At 62.9% G+C, this 24240-nt stretch carries 13 protein-coding genes; all 13 read right to left on the reverse strand.

Going from position 1 to position 24240, the window contains the following annotated elements:
* Window positions 1-52: 52 nt before the first annotated feature.
* The gene (gyrA, locus tag llg_RS01350; protein WP_338287715.1) at window positions 53-2683 is read right to left on the reverse strand and encodes a DNA gyrase subunit A; all 2631 of its coding nucleotides are present in this window, start codon (window positions 2681-2683) and stop codon (window positions 53-55) included.
* A 65-nt stretch (window positions 2684-2748) separates the two neighbouring features.
* Window positions 2749-5283 carry a DNA topoisomerase (ATP-hydrolyzing) subunit B gene (gene gyrB / locus llg_RS01355; RefSeq protein WP_338287716.1) on the reverse strand — a complete coding sequence of 845 codons (2535 nt, stop codon included), beginning with the start codon at window positions 5281-5283 and terminating at the stop codon, window positions 2749-2751.
* 563 nt (window positions 5284-5846) lie between these two features.
* Complete coding sequence (locus llg_RS01360; protein ID WP_338287717.1) at window positions 5847-6935, reverse strand: hypothetical protein; 1089 nt, start codon at window positions 6933-6935, stop codon at window positions 5847-5849.
* Window positions 6928-7272, reverse strand: coding sequence for a hypothetical protein (locus tag llg_RS01365; RefSeq protein WP_338287718.1), 345 nt, complete (start codon window positions 7270-7272; stop codon window positions 6928-6930). Before llg_RS01365 ends, llg_RS01360 begins: the two co-directional genes overlap by 8 nt.
* A gap of 394 nt (window positions 7273-7666) precedes the next feature.
* Window positions 7667-10927 carry a hypothetical protein gene (locus llg_RS01370; RefSeq protein WP_338287719.1) on the reverse strand — a complete coding sequence of 1087 codons (3261 nt, stop codon included), beginning with the start codon at window positions 10925-10927 and terminating at the stop codon, window positions 7667-7669.
* 512 nt (window positions 10928-11439) lie between these two features.
* Window positions 11440-14634 carry a hypothetical protein gene (locus llg_RS01375; RefSeq protein ID WP_338287721.1) on the reverse strand — a complete coding sequence of 1065 codons (3195 nt, stop codon included), beginning with the start codon at window positions 14632-14634 and terminating at the stop codon, window positions 11440-11442.
* A 123-nt stretch (window positions 14635-14757) separates the two neighbouring features.
* On the reverse strand, window positions 14758-16104 hold the full coding sequence (gene rho / locus llg_RS01380; RefSeq protein ID WP_338287722.1) for a transcription termination factor Rho: 1347 nt from the start codon (window positions 16102-16104) through the stop codon (window positions 14758-14760).
* Window positions 16088-16696: a dephospho-CoA kinase gene (gene coaE, locus llg_RS01385; protein ID WP_338287723.1), complete on the reverse strand. Its 609-nt coding sequence runs from the start codon at window positions 16694-16696 to the stop codon at window positions 16088-16090. Before coaE ends, rho begins: the two co-directional genes overlap by 17 nt.
* A gap of 120 nt (window positions 16697-16816) precedes the next feature.
* Window positions 16817-19456: an Amuc_1098 family type IV pilus outer membrane protein gene (locus llg_RS01390; RefSeq protein ID WP_338287724.1), complete on the reverse strand. Its 2640-nt coding sequence runs from the start codon at window positions 19454-19456 to the stop codon at window positions 16817-16819.
* An 80-nt stretch (window positions 19457-19536) separates the two neighbouring features.
* Window positions 19537-20571: an Amuc_1099 family pilus-like system protein gene (locus llg_RS01395; protein WP_338287725.1), complete on the reverse strand. Its 1035-nt coding sequence runs from the start codon at window positions 20569-20571 to the stop codon at window positions 19537-19539.
* A gap of 20 nt (window positions 20572-20591) precedes the next feature.
* Entirely contained in the window at window positions 20592-21551 is a 960-nt protein-coding gene (locus llg_RS01400) for an Amuc_1100 family pilus-like protein (RefSeq protein ID WP_338287726.1), read from the reverse strand.
* 19 nt (window positions 21552-21570) lie between these two features.
* The gene (locus llg_RS01405) at window positions 21571-23439 is read right to left on the reverse strand and encodes an Amuc_1101 family PilM-like pilus complex protein (protein WP_338287727.1); all 1869 of its coding nucleotides are present in this window, start codon (window positions 23437-23439) and stop codon (window positions 21571-21573) included.
* A gap of 67 nt (window positions 23440-23506) precedes the next feature.
* Complete coding sequence (locus llg_RS01410; RefSeq protein ID WP_338287729.1) at window positions 23507-24118, reverse strand: Amuc_1102 family pilus-like protein; 612 nt, start codon at window positions 24116-24118, stop codon at window positions 23507-23509.
* Window positions 24119-24240 lie beyond the last annotated feature (122 nt).

Below are 24240 nucleotides of genomic sequence, written 5' to 3' on the forward strand. Positions count from 1 at the left end.
AAACGGCGGACCTCCCGGTCCGCCGTCTCCTTGTCAATCTGTCACCGGACGCTTACTCCCCGGCTTCGTCCGCCGGAGCATCCGTCTCGTCGGAAGTGCCTTCCTCACCGGAAGCCTCCTCCGCGTTCGCCGAGGAATCCTCGCCGTCCGGAATCACCTTCGAAATGTCCTGGAGCTTCTCGCCCTCGCGCAGTGTGAGCAGCTTCACGCCCTGCGTGTTTCGGCCGGCCTCGCGGACCTCCGCCACGCGGATGCGGATGCTCTGGCCACTGCTGGTCATCAGCATCAGCTCGTCCTCCTCGGTCACGGTCACCGCGCCCACCACCGGGCCGGTCTTGTCCGTCACCTTCATCGTGATGATGCCCTTGCCGCCACGCGATTGCTTGCGGTACTCGTCAAAGGCCGTGCGCTTGCCTATGCCGTTCTCGGACGCCACCAGCAGCGTGGAGCCTTCCGTGACCAGCGCTAGGCCGACCACGAAGTCCTTGTCCTCCGGACGGATACCGGCCACACCGGCCGTGTTGCGGCCCAGCGGACGGGACTCCTCCTCGTGGAAGCGGATGCTCATCCCCTCGTGGGTCACCAGGATGACGTCGTCGCCACCACTGGTCAGGCGCACGCCGATCAGTTCGTTGTCCTCTTCCAGGTTGATGGCGATGATGCCGTCCTTGCGGTAGTTGCGGAACTCGTTGAGCGCGGTCTTCTTCACCTTGCCCGAGCGGGTCGCGAAGAACACGAACCCGGCGTCCTCGCGGAAGGTGACGTCGTCGCCCTTCTCGTCGGTGGCACGCTCCAGGCGCAGCAGCGCGGCGATCTTCTCCTCCGGCTTCAGGTTGAGAACGTTCCGGATGTTCCGGCCCTTCGACGTGCGGGAACCTTCCGGCACCTCATACACGCGCTCGACATACACGCGGCCCGTGTTCGTGAAGAACATCAGGTAATCGTGCGCCTGCACGCTGAAGAGGTGCTCCACGAAATCATCCTCATCGTCCTTCGAGGCCGCGCTGCGCGTCTCCATGCCGCGCAGGCCCTTGCCGCCACGGCCCTGCACGCGGAACTCGCTGGCAGGCGTGCGCTTGATGTAACCACGGTGCGAAAGCGTCACGATCATCGCGTCGTTCGCGATCAGGTCCTCGATGGCGATCTCGCCCTCTTCCGGCAGGATCTCGCACTTGCGGGGCGTGCCGTATTTGCCACGGATCGCCTGCAACTCGTCCTTGATGATCGTCAGCACGCGGATCTCGCGGGCCAGGATGTCGAGCAGGTCGGTGATCTCGGCGAGCACGCCGTTGTATTCCGACTGGATCTTGTCCTTCTCCAGTGCCGTGAGCTGGTAGAGGCGCAGTTCCAGGATGGCGTTGACCTGGCGCTCGGTGAAAACGTAGCGGTCGCCCTGCACCCCGGCCTGACCGCGGATCAGGATGCCGATCTTCTCCGCCGTTTCCTTGCTGAAACTGTAGGCGGCGAGGCGCTCGCGGGCCTCGTCGCGGTTCTTCGAGGAACGGATGATGTCGATGAAATCGTCGATGTGCTCCAGCGCCAGCAGGTAGGCCTCCAGCAGCTCGGCGCGCTCCTCGGCCTTGCCGAGCAGGTAGCGGGTGCGGCGCACGATCACCTCGCGGCGGTGCTCGATGTAGCAATCGATCGCCTCCTTCAGCGACAGCAGCTTCGGCCGGCGGTCGTGGATCGCCAGCATGTTCACGCTGAAGCTCGTCTCCATCGACGTGAGCTTGTAGAGCTGGTTCACCACCACCTGCGGGCGGGCGTCGCGCTTCAGCTCGATCTCGATGCGCGTCTCCTCGTCGGAAAGGTCGCGCATGCCCGAGATCCCCGTGAGGATCTTCTCGTTCACCAGCTCCGCGATGCGCTCCTGGAGCGTCGCGCGGTTCACGCCATACGGCACCTCGCGGATCGTGATGAGGGACTTCCCGTTGTCCATCTCCTCGATCTCCATCTTGCCGCGCATGCGGATCGAGCCGCGACCGGTGCGGAAATACTCCTCGATGCCGCGCACGCCGCGGATCTCGCAAGCCACCGGGAAGTCCGGGCCCTTCACGAAATGCATCAGCTCCGTGAGAGTGATCTCGGGATTGTCCACCTGCGCGCAGATGGCGTCCACGATCTCGCCCAGGTTGTGCGGCGGCAGGTTCGTCGCCATGCCCACCGCGATGCCCGTGCCGCCGTTGACCAGCAGGTTCGGGAACGCGGACGGGAGAACGGTCGGCTCGGTGAGGCGCTCGTCGTAGTTCGGAACGAAATCGACGGTGTCCTTCTCCAGGTCCTCCATCATCGCCAGGCCGAGGTGGGTCAGGCGCGCTTCGGTGTATCGCATCGCGGCCGGCGGGTCGCCTTCCACGGAGCCGAAGTTGCCCTGGCCGTCGATCAGGCGCTCGCGCATCGACCAGTGCTGGCCCATGTTGACCAGCGTCGGGTAAATCACGGCTTCACCGTGCGGGTGGTAGTTACCGGAGGTGTCACCGCAGATCTTCGCGCACTTGATGTGCTGCTTGCCGGGCGCGAGGTTCAGCTCGCGCATCGCGAACAGGATGCGGCGCTGCGAGGGCTTCAAGCCATCCCGGACATCCGGAAGCGCGCGGGAAATAATCACCGACATCGAGTAGTCGAGGAAGGACTTCGAGAGCTCCTCGGCAACGTTGATCGGCTTGATGTGGTCGTCGGACATGGAAATGGGAAGTGACCGGTGATCAGTGGAAAGTGATCAGAGGGAAGAAAACAAAAGGGGCGGAATCAGACGTCGAGGTTGCGGACGTTCAGAGCGTTGTCCTCGATGTAGCGTTTGCGGGGTTCAACGATATCGCCCATCAGACGGTCGAACATGAGGTCGGCCTCGACGGCATTGTCCTCGTCCAACCGGACGCGCAGGAACTGGCGCTTGCCGGGGTCCATGGTGGTTTCGAACAGCTCCTTGGCGTTCATTTCACCCAGACCCTTGAATCGCTTGATCTGCACGCCACGGCGGCCGATTTCCAGCACCCGGTAGAGGATGTCCTGCACCGAGAACACCGGCGTCACCGCCTGCTTGTCGCCCTCGCCTTCGACCAGTTCGAACAACGGCGTGTCCATCGAAAAGAACTGCTTCGTGTCGAGGCCCTTCTCCCGCAGGCGCGAGAACAGCTTCGCGATCGCATGGGACTCGTGGAGCTCGTGCAGCACCGCGCGGCGGCTCGGACCGGCCACGTGGGCGCCCTCCTCCACGATCTCGCCGAACAGGCGCAGATCGGGGTTCTCCGCGGAGAACGCGCGCAGCGCGGAGTCGTCCGTGAAATAGTGCACCGCCTCGTCATTGCCCACCCGCACGCGGACCATGTAGGTCGGCAGGTCGTCGCCATGGCGGGCATCGAGATACGCCTGGAAGTCGCCACCATTGCCGCGGATCGAATCCACGTAGCGGGACAGCGAGGACAGCGTCTCGAGAATCGATTTCAGCTCCTCCACATCGAAGGAACGGCTCGCGTCCGCCGTGCGCAGCGTCACGTCGCCCGCGCCCAGGTCGATCAGGATCCGGTTCAGCGATTCGTTGTCCTGCACGTATTCCTGGCGCTTCTTGCGGGAAACCAGATACAGCGGCGGCTGCGCGATGTAGAGGTAGCCGCGCTTCACCAGCTCCGGCATGTGACGGCAGAAGAACGTCAGCAGCAGCGTGCGGATGTGCGAGCCGTCCACGTCGGCATCGGTCATGATGACGATCTTGTGGTAGCGCACCTTGTCGATGCGGAACGAACCCTCCTGCTCGCCATCGCCGATGCCCGCGCCGATCGCGGTGATCATCGACTGGATTTCCTTGTTCTGCAGCGCGCGGTGCAGGCGGGCCTTCTCCACGTTGATCAGCTTGCCTCGCAGCGGCAGGATCGCCTGCGTGCGGCGGTCGCGGCCCTGCTTGGCGGAGCCACCCGCGGAGTCACCTTCGACAATATACAGCTCGGACTTCGCCGGATCGCGCTCGGAGCAGTCCGCCAGCTTGCCCGGCAGGCCGCCGCCGGACAGCGCCGACTTGCGCACCGTCTCGCGGGCCTTGCGCGCCGCCTCGCGGGCACGCGCCGCGTTCACCGACTTCTCGATGATCCGCTTCGCCACGTTCGGATTGTCCTCGAAGAACTGCATCAGCCCCTCGTAGACGATCGAGGAAATCACCCCTTCGATCTCCGCGTTCACCAGCTTGTCCTTCGTCTGGGAGCTGAAACGCGGGTTCGGCATCTTGATCGAGATCACGCACACCAGACCTTCGCGGACGTCATCACCGGAGAGCGACGGGTCCTTGTCCTTCAGGATCTTGTTCGCCTTCGCATACTGGTTGATGCCGCGCGTCAGCGCCGTGCGGAAGCCGGTCAAGTGCGTGCCGCCATCCGCGTTCGGAATCGAGTTCGCGAAGCACAGGATCTGGTCGTTGTAGGAATCGTTGTACTGGAACACCACGTCCGCGAAGACATCGTCGCTCGACTTCTTCCCGTCGTAGTCGATCTCCACCTGGCGCTTGCCCGTCAGGATCACCGGCTCGTGGATCACCGTCTTGTTCTCTCCGAGCTGGTGGACGAACTCCTCGATGCCCTTCGCGTAGTAGAACGCCGTCTTCCTCGCCGACTCCGGACGCTCGTCCTCGAGATCGATCGTCAGACCGGGGTTGAGGAACGCCAGTTCGCGCAGGCGCGTCGCCAGGCGGTCGAACTTGAACTCGATGGTATCGACGAAAATCGTCGCGTCCGGGAAGAACGTGATCGTCGTGCCGGTGCGGCCCGGATCGACCTCGCCCACCACCTGCAGCGGCTGCGTCGTCTTGCCGCGCTCGAAGGAAATCATGTGCACCTTGCCGCCGCGGAACACCTCCGCCTTGAACCAGTCGGAAAGCGCGTTCACGCACTTCGCGCCCACCCCGTGCAAACCACCGGAATACTTGTAGGCCCCCTGGCCGAACTTGCCGCCAGCGTGCAGGTTCGTCAGCACCAGCTCCACCGCCGGAATGCCGAACTTCGGATGGATGTCCACCGGAATGCCACGGCCATTGTCCGCCACCGAGATCGAGCCATCCACGTGGATCGCCACCTTGATCCGCTGGCAATACCCTGCGAGATGCTCGTCGATCGAGTTGTCCAGCACCTCGAACACGCAGTGGTGCAAACCACGTTCATCCGGGTCGCCGATATACATCCCCGGTCGCTTCCGGACGGCCTCAAGCCCCTCCAGCTTGTCGATCTGGGCGGCGTCGTACTGCTGTTGGCTGGCGACCTGGGTTTCGGGCTTCGGAGGTTCGATCGGCGTCTCGGACATGGGCTGGGAAAAGGTCTGAAATCCCGGCCGCTTGAACAAGGAATTTCCGAGAAAAAAGGCGTTAGAAAACCCCCGAAAAAAGCCTCATTTTCAATGATTTATACACCTAATTCCGCTGCACCCACCAGATCAGCAACAAACAGGCCGAAAGCACCACCCCGCAGGCCAGCAAAAAGCGGTAAAACCCCCTCATGTCCTGCCGGTGTTCATGCGACAAATCCCGGATCACCTCCGGAGAAACACCCCGGAATCCCGTTGCCATCCCACTCGGTTGCCGCCTCTGGGAGCGCGGTCGCGCCAATCCTCTCGTGTCAGGCAAGCTCTCTCCTCCCATAGCCTTCCCCCCGCCCGCCGGCGCCTGAATCCACCCTCCACAGGCCGGACAGGTCCCAGCCACGCTGGCGTCACCACGCCCAACCAACAGCGTCACGCCGCAAGCCGGGCAACCGAAAGCCAGTTTCCCGTCGCCTTCCGCCTGTACCCTGTCTCGAACATCCGGCATGGCTTTGCGCACTTGATCACAAAGCCCTGCCGCCGCTCAAGGAAGCGGATGGTTCAATCCCTTATCCCTCCAACCCGAGGCACGCGCGCTGCCAATTCAGCAGCAGCTCCGCTGGATCGCACTCCTCCGCCGCAATGCTTTCCAAGGACGCTCGTGGAGCGATCAACGAACCGTCGATATCGAGCCCCTTGGAGACATCATCCCGCTTCTTCAGCAGGAGATCCAAACGCCGGTCGAACCCGGCATCACGCCGACGGCGGCGGCCGCGCGGACGATCCGGGTATTCGGATTCCGGCGACGATTCCACCGCGGCAATCGCTTCACGGAAACGCCGCACGCGATCCGGACGGAAATACGGCGGCAGGGTGATCTGCCCTCCATCGGCCAAGGCCACGCTCCAGTCCACGAGCACCCGGTTGGTGGCCACCATGAACGAGGGCCGATCCCAAGCTTCTGCCTCGGTGTCACGCCACTGCCAGATCGCCTTCAGGAACGCCAACCCGCGCCGGTCGAGACGCCCAGAGCCCTGGATGCGCCAAGCCTCTTCGCGGGAATCATCTCTCTCCAGCACCTTCTTGCGCGCGGCCACGCAGCTTTCGTCAAACCATTCAAACCGGCCCTTCGCCTTCAGCTCGGACACGATCTTCTCACCCATCGGCATCAGATAGCGCACATCGTTGAGCGCATACTCCACCATCTTCGGGGACAAAGGACGCTTGCCCCAGTCCGCCTTCTGGGATGATTTCGAAAGCTCGATCCCGAAATAGTGCAGTACCAGATCCGCGAGACCGAACTTCCGGGCTCCGAGCAAACGGGCACCGATCTGAGTGTCATAAACCGTCTCCGGCAACGAGCCGAACTGACGCCGCAGCATCGTCATATCGTAATCCGCCCCGTGCATCCACACCAAGGAACCGGCAAGCAGGCCAGCCAATGCCCCCATGTCCTGGATCGCAAGAGGATCGATCAGCACGCAGCGGTCTCCCACCGCGAACTGGATCAGGCAAAGCGATTCCCGGTAGCGATGCAGGCTGTCCGCCTCGGTATCCACCGCGCAAACCAGCGAACCCGACCTGGGAGCCGCGGACTTCACCAAACGCCCGAGCGCACCTTCGTCCGCAATGATGCTCTCTTGATCGTCGTTACTCACGCTGGGTAGGGTTTTGCAGCTTGGCTTCGGCTTTTTCCAGAATTTCCACGTCATTGCCTTCGGATTCACTCCCGGTGATCAGGAAACGGACCAAGTCCATGGCTTCCTCACGGGTGGATGGATCGTTATTTTTCGCCAGAGCCACCGCCCCGGCAAGCCGAACCGGATCGGGACGGTTATGAAAATCAGAGAGCAGGATGGCGGCCAGCTCCTGCGGCAGGGCCCGATCACGAGCCAGCGCCACCAATCCCTCGCCCTGAGCGTCGGGAGTCAACAACACCGCGTGGGATAGAGCCTCAATGCGCTCCTCCAATGAGATGTCCTTCTTGGCGGCCAAGTCCTGTAAACGGACCGCTGTCGCCGCATCGTCACGGGTCGTATCCCTCAAAATTGCCTCCAGACGCGTAAATTCGCCAGCGCTCGCCGTGTCGCGAGGCGACCTCGCCCGCCCGTCACGCTTCGCCTGTTCTCCGGCCGCCGGAGCCCCTCCCGGAACCGTGGAGGCCGGACCGGACGAGCCAATCGGCTTCAAAGGAACGGGTGCCGATTCCCCTCCTCTTTGCCAAACGATGAACAAAACAGCGACCAACAACAGGCAGCACCCTGCTGCAACGAGGATCCTTTGGGAGCGAGACATGGAAAACAGAAACAATGTGTACAAAAAGAAACGCCGGAGAAATTAAAACTTTCTCCGGCGTTTCGTGAATTATCGCCCTAGGGCGATCCAGGAATCACTTGAAGTCCTGGAAGATCTTGTGCAACTGACCGCCGATTCGCACCCAAGCCTCGCGCTTGAGGCCGGTCGCGTTCGCCGCCACGTAGATGGTGACGGTTCCATTGCCGGTTCCGGAGGTCGTGGCCAGGGAAACACCATCGAAGGTCACCCAGGTGTTGGTGGTGGCATCCACCACCTCGGCATCCCACGCGGCGGGAGTCTGGATCGCGACGACGTAGGTCTTACCAGCAGCGGGCACTGCCTCGAAGTAGTCGGACAGCGTCGTGACCGCCGGCGGGGTGCCAGCAACGTTCTCGGCAAACGAGAACTGGCCCGCTCCCGTGGACAGGTAGTAGTGACCGGCGATGCGGTCCTGCTTCTGGATCGGCACGCTGCGCGTCGGCGCCTTCGCATTGCTCAGACCGAGGCTGACGTCGGTGACCGTGTAGGTCGCCGTGGCCAGACCGGCACGCTTGTCATACTTCCCGCTGAAGGCGAAGTTCGCATTCTTCGGAGCGGTGATCTGGCCGTTCGAAGTCCAGGTGGCAACCACCTCGGTCCCCGTCAGGATACCACCGTTGAACAGGCCGACGACGTTGCTCGTGGAGGCCGGAATGCTACCAAGGCCGATGAGGGCGGCGCTGCTGAAGCGGCTGCCGATCGCCGAGCGGGTTTCATCGTAACCCGGGTTGTAGATGTCCGTGCCAATGCCCGGCAGGCGGATCATGCGGAGGTCACCGTCGAAGTCGCTGACACCGGGGAGGTCACGGAACACCAGGTTACCGGCCACTGCGATGCGCGCGTTGGTGGTCGCACCGACAAAGAGCGGAACCAAAGCACCGTTATTGAGCGTGCCAGAGAAGGTGCCGGTCTGGTTGTCCGGGAGGTAGACCTTCATCGTCACCTTGCCATTCGTGGCCACCGTGCCGGTGCCGATCAGGTCGCCCGTCGGGCCCGTGAACACCGCGGCGGAAGCACCGAAGGTGTAGTTATCAGCCACCGGGGCGACAACACCAGCGGACGCCGGACGGCGCAGCTCGAACACATGCGTGCCGGACGGGGAATCGAAATGACCTTGGATCTGGTAGTTGGTGCCGGGGAAAGGCTCGACACCAAGTTCCATGCGCACGTCGGTGAAGCCCGGCGGAAGGGTGCCGGTCGCGCCGATCGCGAAACCGTTGCTGCCATCGAAGGTGCCGCGGAAGCTCCCCTTCAGGCCGATGCCCTGTTCGGAAGCCGTGTAGGTCCCCTTGTTCGTGACCTTGACAGTCAAGGTTCCGACGGGGGTGCCGATGTTGTTGAACACGAGACCGGTGTAGGTACCGTTGACAGCCGGATCGGTGAAGGTAACGGCAGCACCGACGACGCTGTTGCCGAAGGACGGAACGGTCGGATTGGTGTGGGTGACCTTGATTTCCACGCCATCGCTCACGCCGTCACCATCGGTGTCGGGATTCAGCGGATCGGTGCTGTAGACGAAGATTTCCTCGTAGTCTGTGAGGCCGTCACCATCGGTATCCACCAAGGTCTTGTTGGTGCCGTAGGTGAAGATTTCCTGATAATCGGTGAGCCCGTCGCCATCCGTGTCCTTGGTGACCGGATCGGTCACGTCGAGCGGATTGGTGCCGTTGAGCACTTCGACACCATCGCTCAGGCCGTCACCATCGGTGTCAGCCACCAACGGATTGGTGAGGCGATTGCGCACTTCCTCGTAGTCACTCAGGCCATCGCCATCCGTATCCACGAGAGCCGGATTGGTACCGAGCGTGCCTTCCTCCACGTTGTCGAGACCGTCACCGTCCGTATCCGGACCATAAAGGCGGTACGTGCGGAACAGGGCGGAGGTGGTGCTGGTCTTCTCCGCGGTGGTGAAGAACCAACCCACGCCATCGGGATTGAGCGTGATATCCGGGGTATCGAGAATGACACGGCCCGGACCATCGCCGGCCACCGGGGTGGCCGGCAGCCCCTTGAGCTTCACATCCGTGGGAGTAATGATCGCGCCAGCGCGGGCGTAGTGCTTCACGCTGATCAGCGGACGCTGGCCATCGACACCCACCGGAGCGTGAGCATTGTTCCACACCACGGCTTCGGTGTCGCTGACGAACATCGGCTCGGCCTGGTTCGAAGCGGCCGGCAGGATGTTGAAGTTAACCCCTGGGTTGGAGTTGAGCCAGATCACGTTTTCACCACGCACCAGCATGGCAGCGCCATCAGCCGGATTGATTGCCTTGACCTCGGCTGCGTCCAGACCCGTCACAGCACCGATCGTCGCGCTGCGAACCAAGGTCGCGCCCGAGGAACCGGTCAGCTTGTAGGTGCGGATGATATTGCCGACCGCGAAGGTGTAGAAGTACTGGTCGTAACCCACGCGCGTCACCTTCGGGAAATTGAGCGGCGAACCGGTCACACCCGCCACCAAAGTCGGGGTGTTCGTCACGAGGTTGCCCGTGGCGGGGTTGCGGTTGAACTCGTAATAGCCCGTGGTGCCACCGGTCGAGTAGTAGACCATGCGCAAGTTCGAAAGATAGACAACCGAACTCACTTCGCTGGCCGCCGCGACAGGGGCGTTCACAAACTTGCCATCGCCGTTCATCCAGAGGAACTCAACGCCACCGGTCGTGACATTGCGCAGCAGGATCGCGCCGTCGCTGCCCCAACCGAGCTGGGTGATGACCGGGCCGATCTGGGTGCGGGCGAAGGTGGCCGAGTCCGCCGTGATCTGGCGGGTCACCTGGCTCAGACGCTGGGCGGCGCCGGAGAACGAAACACGATAGGAACGGATGATGATGTCATCCACCGTGTTGCTGTTCGGGTTGGTGATAATGTTTTCCTGGATGCCGTTGTCGCTGCGCTCGGTGGTCACCAGCATCAGGGACGAGGTCGTGGTGGTCAGGGAAGCCGTTTCCATCACTTCCTTGCCGCCCATGTCGATGGGGGTTTCCGTCAGCGCCCCGGATGCATCCGCGCGGAAGAGACTCACCTCGATCGCGGGCTTGTTCGGGTAGAAATCGTAGTCGACGAAGCGGTTCTTCCAAACGATCAGCTCGCCGTTGCTGACGCACAACGGGGTGGCGAGTTCGGAATTCGGGATCTCGCGGTAGTTACCGCTGGAATCCACCCAGATCAGCACGCCGGATGCGTCGAGAACCGCGCTCGAACCATCGTCACCGAACTTGTTGAAGGTGACATTGCTACCAAACGGAGTGAAGGGTGCCGAAATGGAAACGCTGTTGGTGCGCAATAGCTGCGCGTTATTGTGCTGAGCCGTCGCCATCCCTGTCAGGAGCAGGAATGCGGCAGCTGAGGCACCGAATCGAAGGGCTTTTCGGGAAACCATGAGGAGAGAACTAGCCATCGGGCAGGGAGCCACAAGCAAAAAAGCGTCTTAGATTCGAAGCTGCGTAAATCCCGCGCTAACAAGCTTTGCGCGGCCTTGGGCAGGGATGCAGGCTGCATGATTCCGCCCTTTTCCGTTATCGCCCGCAAACCACTCGCCACCCACGCTGTCACCTTGGTTTTCAAGCAAACGTGGCAGCGCATCCGGAGAATTTTCCACCCATTCTCACCCCGGCATCATGCAAATCGCCAGCTGCTTCGTAAATCCGAAGCATATTGCACTCTAACTTGACTCCGACACGGCCGCAAATCCACCCAACATGCCCTGAAAAACGAAATATCAATCAACCTCAAAGATTCGTGATCGAATCATAACACAAACAAAAAACCCCGGCCAGAACTCCGGCCGGGGTTGAGTTGTCAATGAATAACGAGAACTCTTGTCCCAATTTAGAGCGAAGGGCCGAGAAGCACGTAACGCATGCGATACATCGTGGATGTCGCCGCGCCGGGCTCCACCAATCGGATCGTCGTGAGGGGAGACGCGATGCTAACGGTGGAAACCGTGACCGTGTCGCTGACCCACGCTCCCGTGCCGGTTTTCGAGGCAATCGGCGTCCACAGGACGCCGTCATAAGATCTCTCGAAGACGTACTTGATGTCGTTGGGGGGATTGATCGGCAAGGTAAGCTTCACGGCACCCGCCCCATCCGCGACCAATCCGACCGGGCCAGGAGTGACCACGAAGGGATCCAAGCCAAGGGCATGTTCGACGAGATTGCTGAAGGTGTCGCTGTCCGCGTCCGCGGTGGGCCCGAGCAGCGCCAGTGCAACCGGGTGAGCCGGATTATCCACGATCTGGCGATAATACGGCGTGTCCGCAAGCTGGAGTTCGAACTGGGGAGCCAGCAGGAAGTCGGCATCGTTCTTCCGGGAGTTGATCCCCTGGATGGCGATGACGTTGGTTCCATCCACCAGCAGGCTCTGGTAAGGCAGCAGGTCGACGTCCAGCACGGTGGCGATCTCCGAAGCGGTGCGCTTCTTGGTCGCCACCGAATTCCACACCGGAATGCCGGCTGGCGCGTTGCGGCGAACCACCTCAGTGCCGTTGAGGTAGAGCACGAACGCATCGTCATACTTCATGCGCAGGCGCATTCCAGTCACGTAATCGGTCGCGCGGACGTTGAACGGCACGCGCACGAAAACATTGGTTCCCTTGTTGTAGAGGAGGCTCTTGATGTCCGTGCCACCCAGCAGGTCGGTCTTGTAGAGCGAACGGGTGTTGTATCCGAGTGCAAGCGGGCCGGCATTCCAGCCCGAATCATCGAATCCGGGAGCGACCCAGGTGTTGCCGAGCGCGCCGCTGGTGGGCACCACGAACTTCGCCGCGGTTCCGGCAACCGCGGAGCTGACCTTGCGGACCGCCACATTGATCGGCACCTCGCGGAAGGTCTTCACCTGGCCGTCGGTCGCGGAGATCACCAGCTTGGTGATGCCCGGAGCGAGGAATTCCACCGGGGTGGTCGTGCTGCCAGGATTGAGAATCTTGGCGGCTCCCGATCCAAGCTCCCAGCGGAGGGAGGGCGTGATGGAGGTCGGAACCCCGTCGTCGGTGACACCACCGGAAACATTCGCGCTCAGGCTGTAAACTTCCGACGGGGAAGTCAGGGTCAGAACCGGGCCGAGGTTGGTGAAATTCCGGGGACCGCCCTCGGCTTCCACCGCCACCCGCACGGTATCCATGCTGGCGACACCATTGGTGGTGATCTTGAACTGCAGGGTGTAGATCCCCGTCACGTTGAACGAAGCACGGGTCGTCACCGCGGTCGGTGCCGAGAAGGTGGTCACCCCGCCCGTGGGACCGGCGATCTGGCTCCAGCCGATGGTGGAGGTAGCCGTCTGCCCGGGAGCGGTCGCGGCGAGATAGACACCGTGGCCTTCGCGGATGCTCACCGCGTCCACCGTCGGGCTGGTGATGGAGGCCGCGCCGGCACCGAGGCCCGGCACCACGCCCACGATCGAGTAGGGCCCCAAGGAGCCATATTTGCTGTAGCCGCCGGTATCGTAGGTACCTTCGGCACCGCCTTCCACCGCCAGGCGATAGGTGCCCGCGGCAAGCGATTGACCGATCACCCCGGTGAGGAGGCCGGCCGGGTTGTTGGTGGTCAGCGCGACGCCATTGGCATCATACAGGGTCAGCTGGACGTTCAGGTTCGGGCTGCTGGCCGGATCCTTCACGGTGAACTGGCAGTTGCCGCCAGTTGTGCTGAAAACGTAGTAGTCGATGTCGGTGTTGGTGGTGATCAACCCCGTCACCGAGATCCCGCCGGTCGAGTTCTTGGTGAACGAGCTCGCCGTCGCGGGGGTGTCACCCACGTCGTCGGTGACATAGCCGACGCCGTTCTGGTCACTGGCGATGATGGTGAGGTCGTCTTCGAAATTGGTCGCACCGGGGTAATCGCCGTCGGAGAACTGGACGATCGGATTGCCATAGGGCGCACCCATGATCGGTCCCCACACGCCGTTTCCGGTACCGTAGTACTCCGCGTCGTCGAGACCGTCGTGGTCGAGGCCGAGGGTGTGGCCGCACTCATGGCTGGCTGCCAGGGCAGCGGCATATTCCGTGGTGTTGAAAACCCAGCAGGGATCGTCGGAACCGTCACCGAAGGAGTTGAGGAAGGCCACGCCGCCCGCGAGCACGCCGAGCCACGACTGGTCGGGAGTGAAGATCACTCGCTTGCGGCGGTTCTTCGCGTAGGTGTTGTAGACCGACTCATCGGTGGTGACGTTGATGCTGAACGGGGCGAAATCCTCGGAAACGATCTTCCAGATCGAGGTGATCACATCCGCGGAGAACGGGGTGGCCGGGGACACGATGGTGGTGCGGCCGCTGGTGGTGTTCCAGCGGGTGCCGGTCGTGGTCTGGCCGTCCAGGTCGAGGTAGATGCACCCCTTCGCGCCGCTGCGGCTGTTGAGCTTCGGGATCACCACATCGGCGGCGGCCACCGCATTGGAGGCCCCTGCGGGCGCGGCGGCGGGAGCCAGCGGCATGCCCTGCACGAGCGAACCGTCTTTCTGGTCCTTGTCCTCAACGGACGAGCAGAGCACGGAGGTCTTCGGAAGGCGGGCGAACACCGGAGCCGACACGGTGCCGGACCAGCGGTAGGCGGAAAGGGAATCCTCCGGCATGAGGTCCGCGAACAAAGCCCCGTTCGACTCCACTCGCACATGGAGGGTGGCGGCCGGTTTGCTGAAGGTGACGCCGACCACGCGGGAACCATCGCCCGCGTCGTTCTTGACGATCACCTTGCCCTTGAGCGCCGTGCCATTGCCCATATCGAGGGTCACCTCGTCCCCCAATTTCTTGGAGAGAAGGGCGGCCGGGTTTTGACCAGTCCACGCAACACCATCCCACAGCGCGGGACGGTCCTCAGCCCGGATGTGGGCGAGCACCGCGTCCGGCTGGCTGGCATCATCGCGTGAAGCGCGCGCTTCGTGCCGTGAAAGGACATGGGGTTTTTTCGCGGTGGCTGCTCCATCCCCCTGCCCGGACGCGCTCTGGCGCCCTTGGTGAAGGATCAGTGCCGAAACCGCGAGCCCGGCCAACGCCGCCGGGACTAGGATTTTTAAGAAACGGGGTTTCATTGTTCGAAGTGAGATTAGAAACCGAGTCGTGGGTGGCAAGCCACAAACCACACGGATGAAAAATGCACGGCCCGGCACAGCGGATTCGCCGTGCCGGGCCGTGGGTGATTGGCATGACTCGCCTCAGCGCAAGCCCCGGAGCAGCAATTCCGCGTTGCTCTTGGTGGCCCGAAGGTTCGCCATCAGGGTCTCGATCGCATCGCCCACCGGAAGTTGTGCCAACTGGCGGCGGATATCGAGCACACGGGCAAACTCCTCCGGATGATAAAGGCGGTCATCATTCCGGGTTCCGGACTGGGGAATATGGATCGCGGGGAACACGCGGCGCTCGGCGAGCTCGCGGTCCAGCTTCACCTCCATGTTGCCGGTGCCCTTGAATTCTTCGAAAATCACATCGTCCATGCGGCTCTCCGTCTCCACCAGGGCGGTGGCAAGAATCGTCAGACTCCCCCCTTCCTCCACATTGCGGGCGGTGCCGAAAAACTTGCGGGATTTCTGCAGCGCCACCGGATTGATCCCTCCCGAACCGATCGGACCGCCCTGCATCGAGGAATTGTGGCCGCGGGCCAGACGGGTGAGGCTGTCCAGCAGCAGGATCACGTCCTTGCCACACTCGACCAACCGCTTCGCGCGTTCGATGACCAGATCGGCGACCTGGGCATGGCGCTTGGCCGGCTCGTCGAAGGTGGAGGCAAACACTTCCGCTCCCACCGTCTCCTCGAAATCCGTGACTTCCTCCGGGCGCTCGTCCAGCAGGAGGATCACCAGCACCGCCTCGGGATGGTTCTTGCGAATCGCCTTCGCGATCTGCTTCAGCAAGATCGTCTTGCCCCCACGCGGAGGAGCAACGATCAATCCGCGCTGCCCCTTGCCCAGCGGGGCAATGAGATCAAGCACCCGGACGCTCAAAAACTCCGGCCCCTCCCCTTCCAACAAAATCCGGCGATCCGGGAACAGCGGGGTGAGTTTCTCGAAATCCTTCGGCGCACGGTATTCCGCCGCCGGAATCCCTTCCACCGCGATCGCCTCGTAGCCGGAGAGATACTTGTCCCGCTCGCGCGGCGCGCGGACCTTCACACGGACCTTCTGCCCGACCCGCAGTCCGAGTTCCCGCACCATGTTGCCGTGGAGATGAAGATCGTCCTGGGCGGGACGGAAGCTCCGCACCGGATCACGCAGCATCGCGTAATTGTCCTTGGTCTGCTCCAGCACGCCCTCACCCACCAGTTCCACGCCCTCGCGGCCGTAGAAACAAAGAAGCTCGAACACGAGCTGGCTCTTCGAGAGCCCGGGCTGAATCCGCGCTGGAATCACATCCGCCATCGCCTGCAGGTCCGCCAGCGACTTCTGGCGGAACACATTGATGTCGATCGAAGCCGGCAAGGCCGGCGCGCTGGCCGCCACCGCGGATTCGGCTTCAGAGGCACCCGCGGCTTCCGCGGCGGGCTCGGGATCATTCGGAATCATCATGGATGGAGAGGGAGAAACGGTGCACCTGGGACCGGAGCACCTCCGGCGGACCTTCGTTCCAAAAGACGACGTCCGCGCGGCGCAATTTTTCTTCGAGCGGCAATTGCGCCGCGAGGATGGCTTCCACAAGCGAATCGTCGAAACCGTCGCGTGCTTTCAGCCGGCGGATCTGGGTTGCACGGGTCGTGGCAACCAGCAGCGAACGTTCCTGACCGAAATCAAAGCCCTTCTCGAAGAGCAGCGGAACATCCGCGACAAAAAGCACCCGCCCCTCTTTAACCGCCATCTCCCGCGACGCAAGACATTCCTCGCGCACCCGGGGGTGGAGCACCCCCTCCAATGCGAGGCGGGCACCCTCATCTCCAAACACCCGGGACCGCAGGAACCCACGGTCGACGCCGCCCCCGGGCTGGAGCGCCGCCGCCCCGAACAAGCGGGCGACATCCACCGCCACCCGGGGCGATTCGGCCAGGAGGCGCCTGACGCAAGCGTCGCAATCGAACAAGACCGCGCCGGGGATCAACTCTCCGATCAAGCGGCCGAAGGTGGATTTCCCCGTGGCGATCCCTCCGGTGAGGGCAAAGGTGCGCATGCCCCAGTCTCACCCGCCCGTCTCCGCTGCCAAGCCCGGATCACGGAAGCGCCGGCACAAAAAAAGCGGGCGGGAGATCACTCTCCCGCCCGCATCCGTAAACGATAACCGGCAGTCAGGTCAGTTGGCGCTGGCCGGCAGCGGCAGCACGCCACCAGTTGGCACATCACCACCCGGAGCGGTCGGCAGACCGGCCGAGACCGGCGTCGTGTTCGCCTTGTCAGACTCCGGACCGCGGACCGGGCGGCCCGTGGCGTCGATGATCTGGGCCGTCACGAAGATGATCAGGTTGCTCTTGATCCGGTTCTCCGCCTTCGACTGGAACAGGCGGCCGATGTACGGGATGTCCCCGAGGATCGGCACCTTGTCCTCGACGTTCTGCACGTCCTCACGCATCAGACCGCCGACGGCAACGGTGTAGCCGTCATAGATCGTGAGCGCGGTGTTGACGCGGCGGCTCGAGAAGACCGGCATTTCAATGCGGTTTTCCGTGATGGTCACCGTGCGCGGGTTGCCAAGGGCATCCGAAGACGGGGACTGGATCGGGCTACCGTAGTTGATGAAGCCTTCGAACTCGACGATTTCCGGCACGAAGCGCAGGTCGATGGTGAAATCGTTGTCGCCGATGGTCGGCTCGATTTCGAGGGTCACACCGGTGTTACGCGTTTCGAACGCGGTCGGCGTGGCCGGGGTCACCGGGAAGATCGCGGAGCTGGAAGTGCCGAGGCCTGGTCCAAGCGGGTTGCTGACACTCGAGGTGCCCACGCTGTTCGGAAGTTCCGGGGGCTCATACTCGGTCGGATAGATGAATTCGCGGATGATTTCGATCGTCGCCTTCTGGCCGGAACGGGCCGTCACGCTCGGAGCGGTCATCAGGTCGGTGCCCTTCTTCTGGGAAAGGCCGCGCATGATCATCTGCACCTGGTTGTTGTCGAACAAACCGGTCAGGGCGAGGATGCCCGGGGCCGCGTTCGCCGACTGGGCGGTGCGGTTCGGGTTGTTCAGCACCGAGTCGATGTTGTTGCGGGTGATGGCGCCATCACCCGAGCGCAGGCCGCCGGTGACCAGGTTGGTCACGTTGGTGCCGGACGCCGTCGGGACGCCGCCGATGGCAGTGCCATCCACGGGGCTGATGAAGTCGGTGTTGGTGCGGGACATGCCGTTGCCCACCGTGCCGCCACCGAGGAAGGTCTCGGCGCCGATGCCGAACGGGGAAACGACCCAGTCGAAGCCCAGCTCGTCGTTGTTCTCCTGGGAGATTTCGACGAACTTGGTGGTGATCTTCACCTGCTTCGGGACCTTGCCCTTGAAGGTATCCACGAGCTGCTCGATCTTGTCGAGTTCGGTCGGGGTATTGGTCACCAGCAGGGTGCTGCCGCTGACGGTGGCGGAGCTGCCTTCCGGGAAGGCCACACCGGCACGCTTGAGGAGTTCGGAGATCGGCGGACGGGCCGTGAGCTTGGCTTCCGAGCTGCCGCCACCGGTCGAGGACGCGGCGAAGGGGTCGGCGGAAGCGGCCGCACCGCCACCGGAGTCACCACCGCTATCGAGCTGGGCGGAGAAGTCCGGCGGCACGCTGAAGGTGCGGGTGAAGAGATCCTCGCCGGTCTCGGTCTGCGGCACGAGAGTGACGGCGTATTCGTCAACCTTGTAGCGCAGGCGGGTGGCGTCGCAGATATACTTGAGCGCCACGGCGAGCGGCACATTGCGCAAGCGGAGCTGCTTGATCCGCAGGGCACCCGGCTCAGGGGCACCGAGGACGGCTTCACCACCGGCTGCCGGAGCAGCGGTCGCGGCCGGCGCGTTGTTCGGGCGGCGGACAACGAAGTTCACGCCCTTCTTGGTGGGATCCAGTTCGGACGGATCCAGCTCGACGGAGCGCTGGCGGAGATACTCGATCGCCTCTTCCACGGTGGTGTCCTCGAAATTGATCGAGGGCACGACGATGGTGCGGAGCTTAGTGATGATGTAGCTGGTGCCCGATGCCTGCGTGGTCTGCTCCCCCCCGTTCACATTGGTCGGAGTCTCCGCCGGAACGGCGAGCTCCCAAGCGCGGTCCACCTGCATCAGCAGTTCGGCGCGGGCGTGGTCGTAGGCGGCGCGGTAGTAATCGGACTTGGCGCTGGCGATGCGCTCCATCCAGCGGCGGGCGGCGCTGTTGTACGGGTCGATGCGGAGAACGTTTTCGAACTCGCGCTTCGCTTCGTCGTACTTGCCGAGGTTGAAGTTGCCTTCACCCATGTAGAGGCCCTTGCGGACCTTCTCGACGTTCTGGGTGTGCTCGAACGTGTGGGCCGGGTTGGTGCGGATCGGGTCGTTGAGATAGCCGAGCTCGCGCTTCGCGTCGAGGTTCTCGGGATCGGCCTTCTGGACGTCAGCGAGGAGCTGCTTGGCTTCCTCACGCTTGCCGACCTTCACGTAGTACTGGGAGAGGGCCACGCTGCCATCGATGTAGTGCTTCGTGTAGGAATCCTTGCGGTCAGCCAGCACGGGCGCATCGGGAAGACGGTCGAGGGCTTTCTTGTACTTGTCGACTGCCTGCTGGTAGTCGCCCTTCGCGTAGGCTTCGCGGCCTTCAGCGAGCAGGCGGTCGCCTTCGGCGACGGCTTCCTGGCGACGGATCATCTCGCGCTGGGCGAGGCCGCCGGAGCCGTATCCATCGCCCGCGTGGGCCACCGAAACCACGGCGGGCGTGGCGGCGGCGACAGCCATCAGGGCGACGGCGGTACGGCTGTTTCGATACAATGGCGTTTTTTGCATGGTTGGCTGACGTTTCTTGCCGGTGTTCACGGGGTTTGGAAAGCGATTTTTTCCGAAAGAATCAGGGTGTTCCACGGAACTCATCCTTTCGGAATCGGGACGGTTTTGGTTTCACCGGACGGAGTCGTGTACTCGACCTCGATTCCTTCCGGGGTGACTTTCTTGAGGGTGTATTCCTTTTTCGCGCCACCCGCCGGGAGGGCAAACTTGGTCTTCTCCTCGATCTTGAACTCCTCGCCGTTCTTGCCGATGGCCTCGAGCGTGAGCACGGCCGTGCGATCGTAGTGGTAGAAGTCCTTCTTCCGGCCTTCCGGGATGTTGTTCGGAATGCGGTAGGTGTCGCCCTTCTTGTTGGACTTCTGGTCCTCGAAGGTGAGGTAGGTCTTGTCCTCCATCGAGTGGGTGCTGGGGTTCTCCTCCTTCACCTTCTCGGACTTGAGAAGCTTGAAGCGGTTGGCCATCACGCCATTGCTGAAGAACATGTCGCCATCCTTCACCGGGGTGGTCGCCCCGGCGCGGTTCTGGCCGCCCTTGTTGTCGAAGTAGCGGATGCTGAAGGCTCCGGCATCCATCTCCATGCCCGGATCGAGCAGCCACTGGACTGACTCGTCGCGGACGTATTTCAGCTTCGCGACGAGATCCGGGTGGGACTCGGACTTGTTCGGATCGGTCTTGGCCTCGTATTCCTCGGCGTTGCTGAAGCCGTCCTTGTCGGGATCCCGCTGCGGGGAGTCGGCGAAGCCCGGATCAAGACGGTTCTCGATCCACCACTTGTTCGGGATCGGGGCGTGCACCGGGGCATCCTTGAGCAAGTCGATCAGCTTGTCGGGCGCGTCCTTCTTGATGAACAGCGGCAGACCCACGAAGAGGTCGACCGGGCGCTCATCGACGATGGCCGCCGTCCAGGCGCGCTTCTGGCCGAGCGAGCTGATCGCGGCGGGGATCTTCTCCGCACCCTCCACGGCGGTGCCGGTCTTGCCGGCGCCCTTGGTGGAGGCGTTGAAGTCATCCTTCACGGCGCCCACCTTGGACCATCCGAGGAAGGCGAGACCGGCCGCGACCACGACGCCGGCGCCGATGGAGGCTTTTTCGTAATTTTGGGAAATCCAGGACATGGATCAGGGAAATGGGTTTTTCAGAGTTTCGAGGTGTCCTTGGCAGGGAGGAACCGCAGCACGTCCAGACGGACGAACACGGTCACGTCCTCATCCCCGAGCACCTGCTGGAGGATCTTGCTGGAATCGGCGGCGGCCGGCTTGGCCTTGTCGCCACCGGCGGGGGCGGCGGTTTCGCCGCCGAGCGAGAAGCCCGCGAAGGGATCGGCCGAAGCCCCACCCGCGCCCGCGGCCTTCGCCGTTTCGAACTTCGCGTCACCCGGCACCGGCCCGATGAGCTTGTCGTTCTCCACGCGCACGGTACGAATCACATAGTAGTAATCCGTGGACGAGGCGAGGGCGGCACCGAACTCGCGGAACGCCTTCTCGCCACCGCGGAAGGTCACTTCCAGCGACATCGGGCGGTAGATGGCCTCCTTGTCCGTGAAGACGCCGCCGCTTTCCTCGGCGAGGAGCGGGCGATGCACGTTCTTGAGCTCCTTCGGGCCCGCCTTGGCGAGGGCCAGAAAGACGTTGGTGAACGCGCCGAGCTCGTAGTCCAGGATTCCGGTCGCGCCTTCCTGCGCGAGCGAGCTCTTGTAGTTCTCGAAGCCGACGAAGAAGGATTCCGGCAGGGTCGCGTTGGCGGACGTGAAGGCCGCGCGGATCTTGTCGGAGGAGGCCTTCAGGTTGTTCGTGAACTCCTGCGGGGCGATGTTCTTCACCTCGGCCGGGCGGAACGCGCGGTAGGCGTCCTGCAGCTTGCCGATCTCGGACTTGTAATCTTCGATCGCCTTGCTCTTGGCCTGGGCGTTCGTCTTGGTCGGGTAGACATTCAGCTTCTCGGCCTTGGCGACGACATCGGAGTCGTCCTTGTAGGCGGTGAGGGCTTTTTCATAGTCGCCGGCGAAATGGGTGCCCAGAAACAACAGGGCGCCCGCTCCAACGACGGTGACGCCGCCGAGCACGGCGACGAAAGGGTTTTCCTTGATCCAACTCATGGGAAACGTGTGAAGGGGTTTATTTGATGGACACCTCGCGGGACAGCGGGAGGTAGAGTTCGAAGGGCAGCGCCAGCTCGTCCTTCTCGGGGATCGCGGTCACCTTGAGAATCTGGTCGTCGCGGAGATCCACTTCCTTGCCAGCCGCGTCGACGGCCTTGAACTTGAAGTGGGCGGAGTTGTCGCGCAGGTGTTTGACTAGGGCGGACACGATGTTCTGCTCCTGGTCGTTCTTGCGCCAGAGGCCGCGGATGCGGATGGCATTGGCCTTCGGACCGGCGGGCGCGGCCACCGGAGTGGCGGCGCGGCCGCGAGTGGAACCGGCAGCCGGAGCCTCGACCTTGATGTCCACCAGCGAGGAGGTGCCGTAGGCGGCGCTGGCGAAATCAGCCTTCACCACTTCGGTGCCGAGACCGAGGTTCTTCGGCGCACCTTCCTTGTTCGGAGGCGGAAGCGGGTTGTAGCCTGCAAGCGGCACCAACTGGGTAACCCACACGGCATCGCTCGCGAGGGCACCGCGGAGTTCACCGATCGCGTCGTTCCAGAACGCTCGGTCGGCCTCGGCGTCGGTGTAGCCATCGGCGATCTTGCGCAGGCCGGCTTCCTTCTTGAGAAGGCCTTCGATCTGGCGCTGGACCGGTTCGATCTCGCTCTTGGTGTCGCTCATCGTGCGGGCCTCGTCCTTGGCCTTCGTGGCGGCCATGTACTGGAACCCGGCGTAAGCCCCGGCACCGGCGATCACGATGGCCGCGGCGGCGATCAGGAACGGCTTGCGGCGCTCCGCCGCGCGCGATTGCTCAACGGCGGACGGCACGAGGTCGATGTTGATCTTGGCCTTGCCAACGCCACGGAGACCGAGACCGACCAGCTCGCCCATCAGGTGGGCTTCGCGCTGCAGGCGATCGGTATCGAGGCCCTTGGAAACGGCGACGGTCGCCAGCGGATTGAAGATCTCGACCGGCAGGTGAAGCTTCTCTTCGAAGAACTCGCGGGTGTAAGGCAGGCTGGCACCACCACCGGCGAGATAGACGCGGCGCGGGGCATTGCCGCCGTGCTGGCTGCGGTAGTAGTTGGTGGTGCGGGCGATCTCGGCCGGCAGGCGGGTCAGCGCGTTGCGGATGGCCATGGCCAGCGCGGCCACGGATTCATCGAGTTGCTCGGTGTGACCGCCACCGAGGGCGACGAGACCATTGGAAACCTTCTGATTCTCCGCCTCGGCGAAGGAGACCCCGTATTCCTTGGCGATCGCCGAAGTGATCGCGACGCCGCCGATGGCGATGCTGCGAGTGAAGAAGCGGCCGCCCTCGATGTAGAGGAGGTTGCTGGTCTTGGCGCCGATGTCGATGACCAGCACCGGCTCGCCCAGATCGCCGTAGGAGGCGCGGAACGAGTTGTAGAGCGCCATCGGGGCGACATCGACCTCGGCGGTCGAAAGGCCGCTGTCGGTGACGGTGCGATTGATCTCGTCGAGCGCGTCGCCCTTGATGGCGACGATGACCACTTCCTTCTCACCGGCGCTCTCGAGGAGTTCGTAGTCCCACACGACCTCGTTGATCGGGAAGGGAACGTGCTGCTGGGCCTCGAAGGTGACAAGCTGCTCGATGTTGTCCTCCTGGAGCGGGGGCAGCTTGACGAAGCGGGTGAAGACGGACTGGCCGGAGATGGCGTAGCGCACCTTGCTCTTGCCGAGCTTCAGGCGCTGGACGAGCGAGGCGATCGCGGTGCGGGTCTGGGAGGCACGGATGGCCTCGTTGCCTGGATCCGCGAGGACGGATTCGGAATCGAAATTCTTGAGGATGAGTCCGCCGTTCTTCGAAGGTTCGAAGATCGCGGCGCTGATCCTCTGGGAGCCGATGTTGAGGGCGACGGTGGTCTGGTTGTCAGCCATGATAAAAAACGATGAGTAGGTGGGGCCGGGAGATCCGGCCGGTTGAAGAAGGGTCAGGAAAAAGCGATCAGCGCTTCTCCTCGATCTCCGCGTAACGGTCCCACCAGAGCATCTTGAACGGGGTCTCGTTCTTGTTGAGCAGCGGGAACTTGCTGCTCTGGTCGGAGAGGCTCGGCGCGGTCCACCAGCCCGGATTCATCTTGGAAGTGGCTTCACCCACCTTCACACCGTTGACCAGCACTTCCATGCCCACCACTTCGACGTCCTGCTTGCCGGCACGGTCGTGGCCGGTGAGACGCTTCAGCATCGTCGGGGACAGATACACGGAGGTGTAGATCGCCTCGTCGAGCGGCACGTTGATGTGGGTGATATCCTTGCTCAGCTTGACCATGCCTTTGCCGTCCGGATTCTTCACCGCCACGTACCACTTCACGGTCACCTGGTCGACGAAGCCGACCTTCTTCGCTTCACCGGCACCGGCGAAGGTCATTTCCGCTTCGGCTTCGAGCCAATCCTTCGGCTTGAAGGCCTTTTCCTTGCCCGAGTTCACCTGCGGGGAAGGCAGCGCGTCGAACGTGATCTTGCCGACCGTCGCCTTCACCTGGGCGGAGGCGGAGGAAATCGCCGCGCCAACAAGGGCGAGGCCTACAAAGAGGGTTTTACCGAGCGATGTGCGCATGTGTTTCAGGTTTCTCCAAAAACTAGGGAATGCGTTTTCGGGTTGGCCAGATAAAACCTCATTCAGACGGCAAATAATCGGCCCTCGTATTTACACGGAATGGGCTTCCAGCGCCCTCGACG

The organism is Luteolibacter sp. LG18 (genome assembly GCF_036322585.1).
Taxonomy (GTDB): domain Bacteria; phylum Verrucomicrobiota; class Verrucomicrobiia; order Verrucomicrobiales; family Akkermansiaceae; genus Luteolibacter.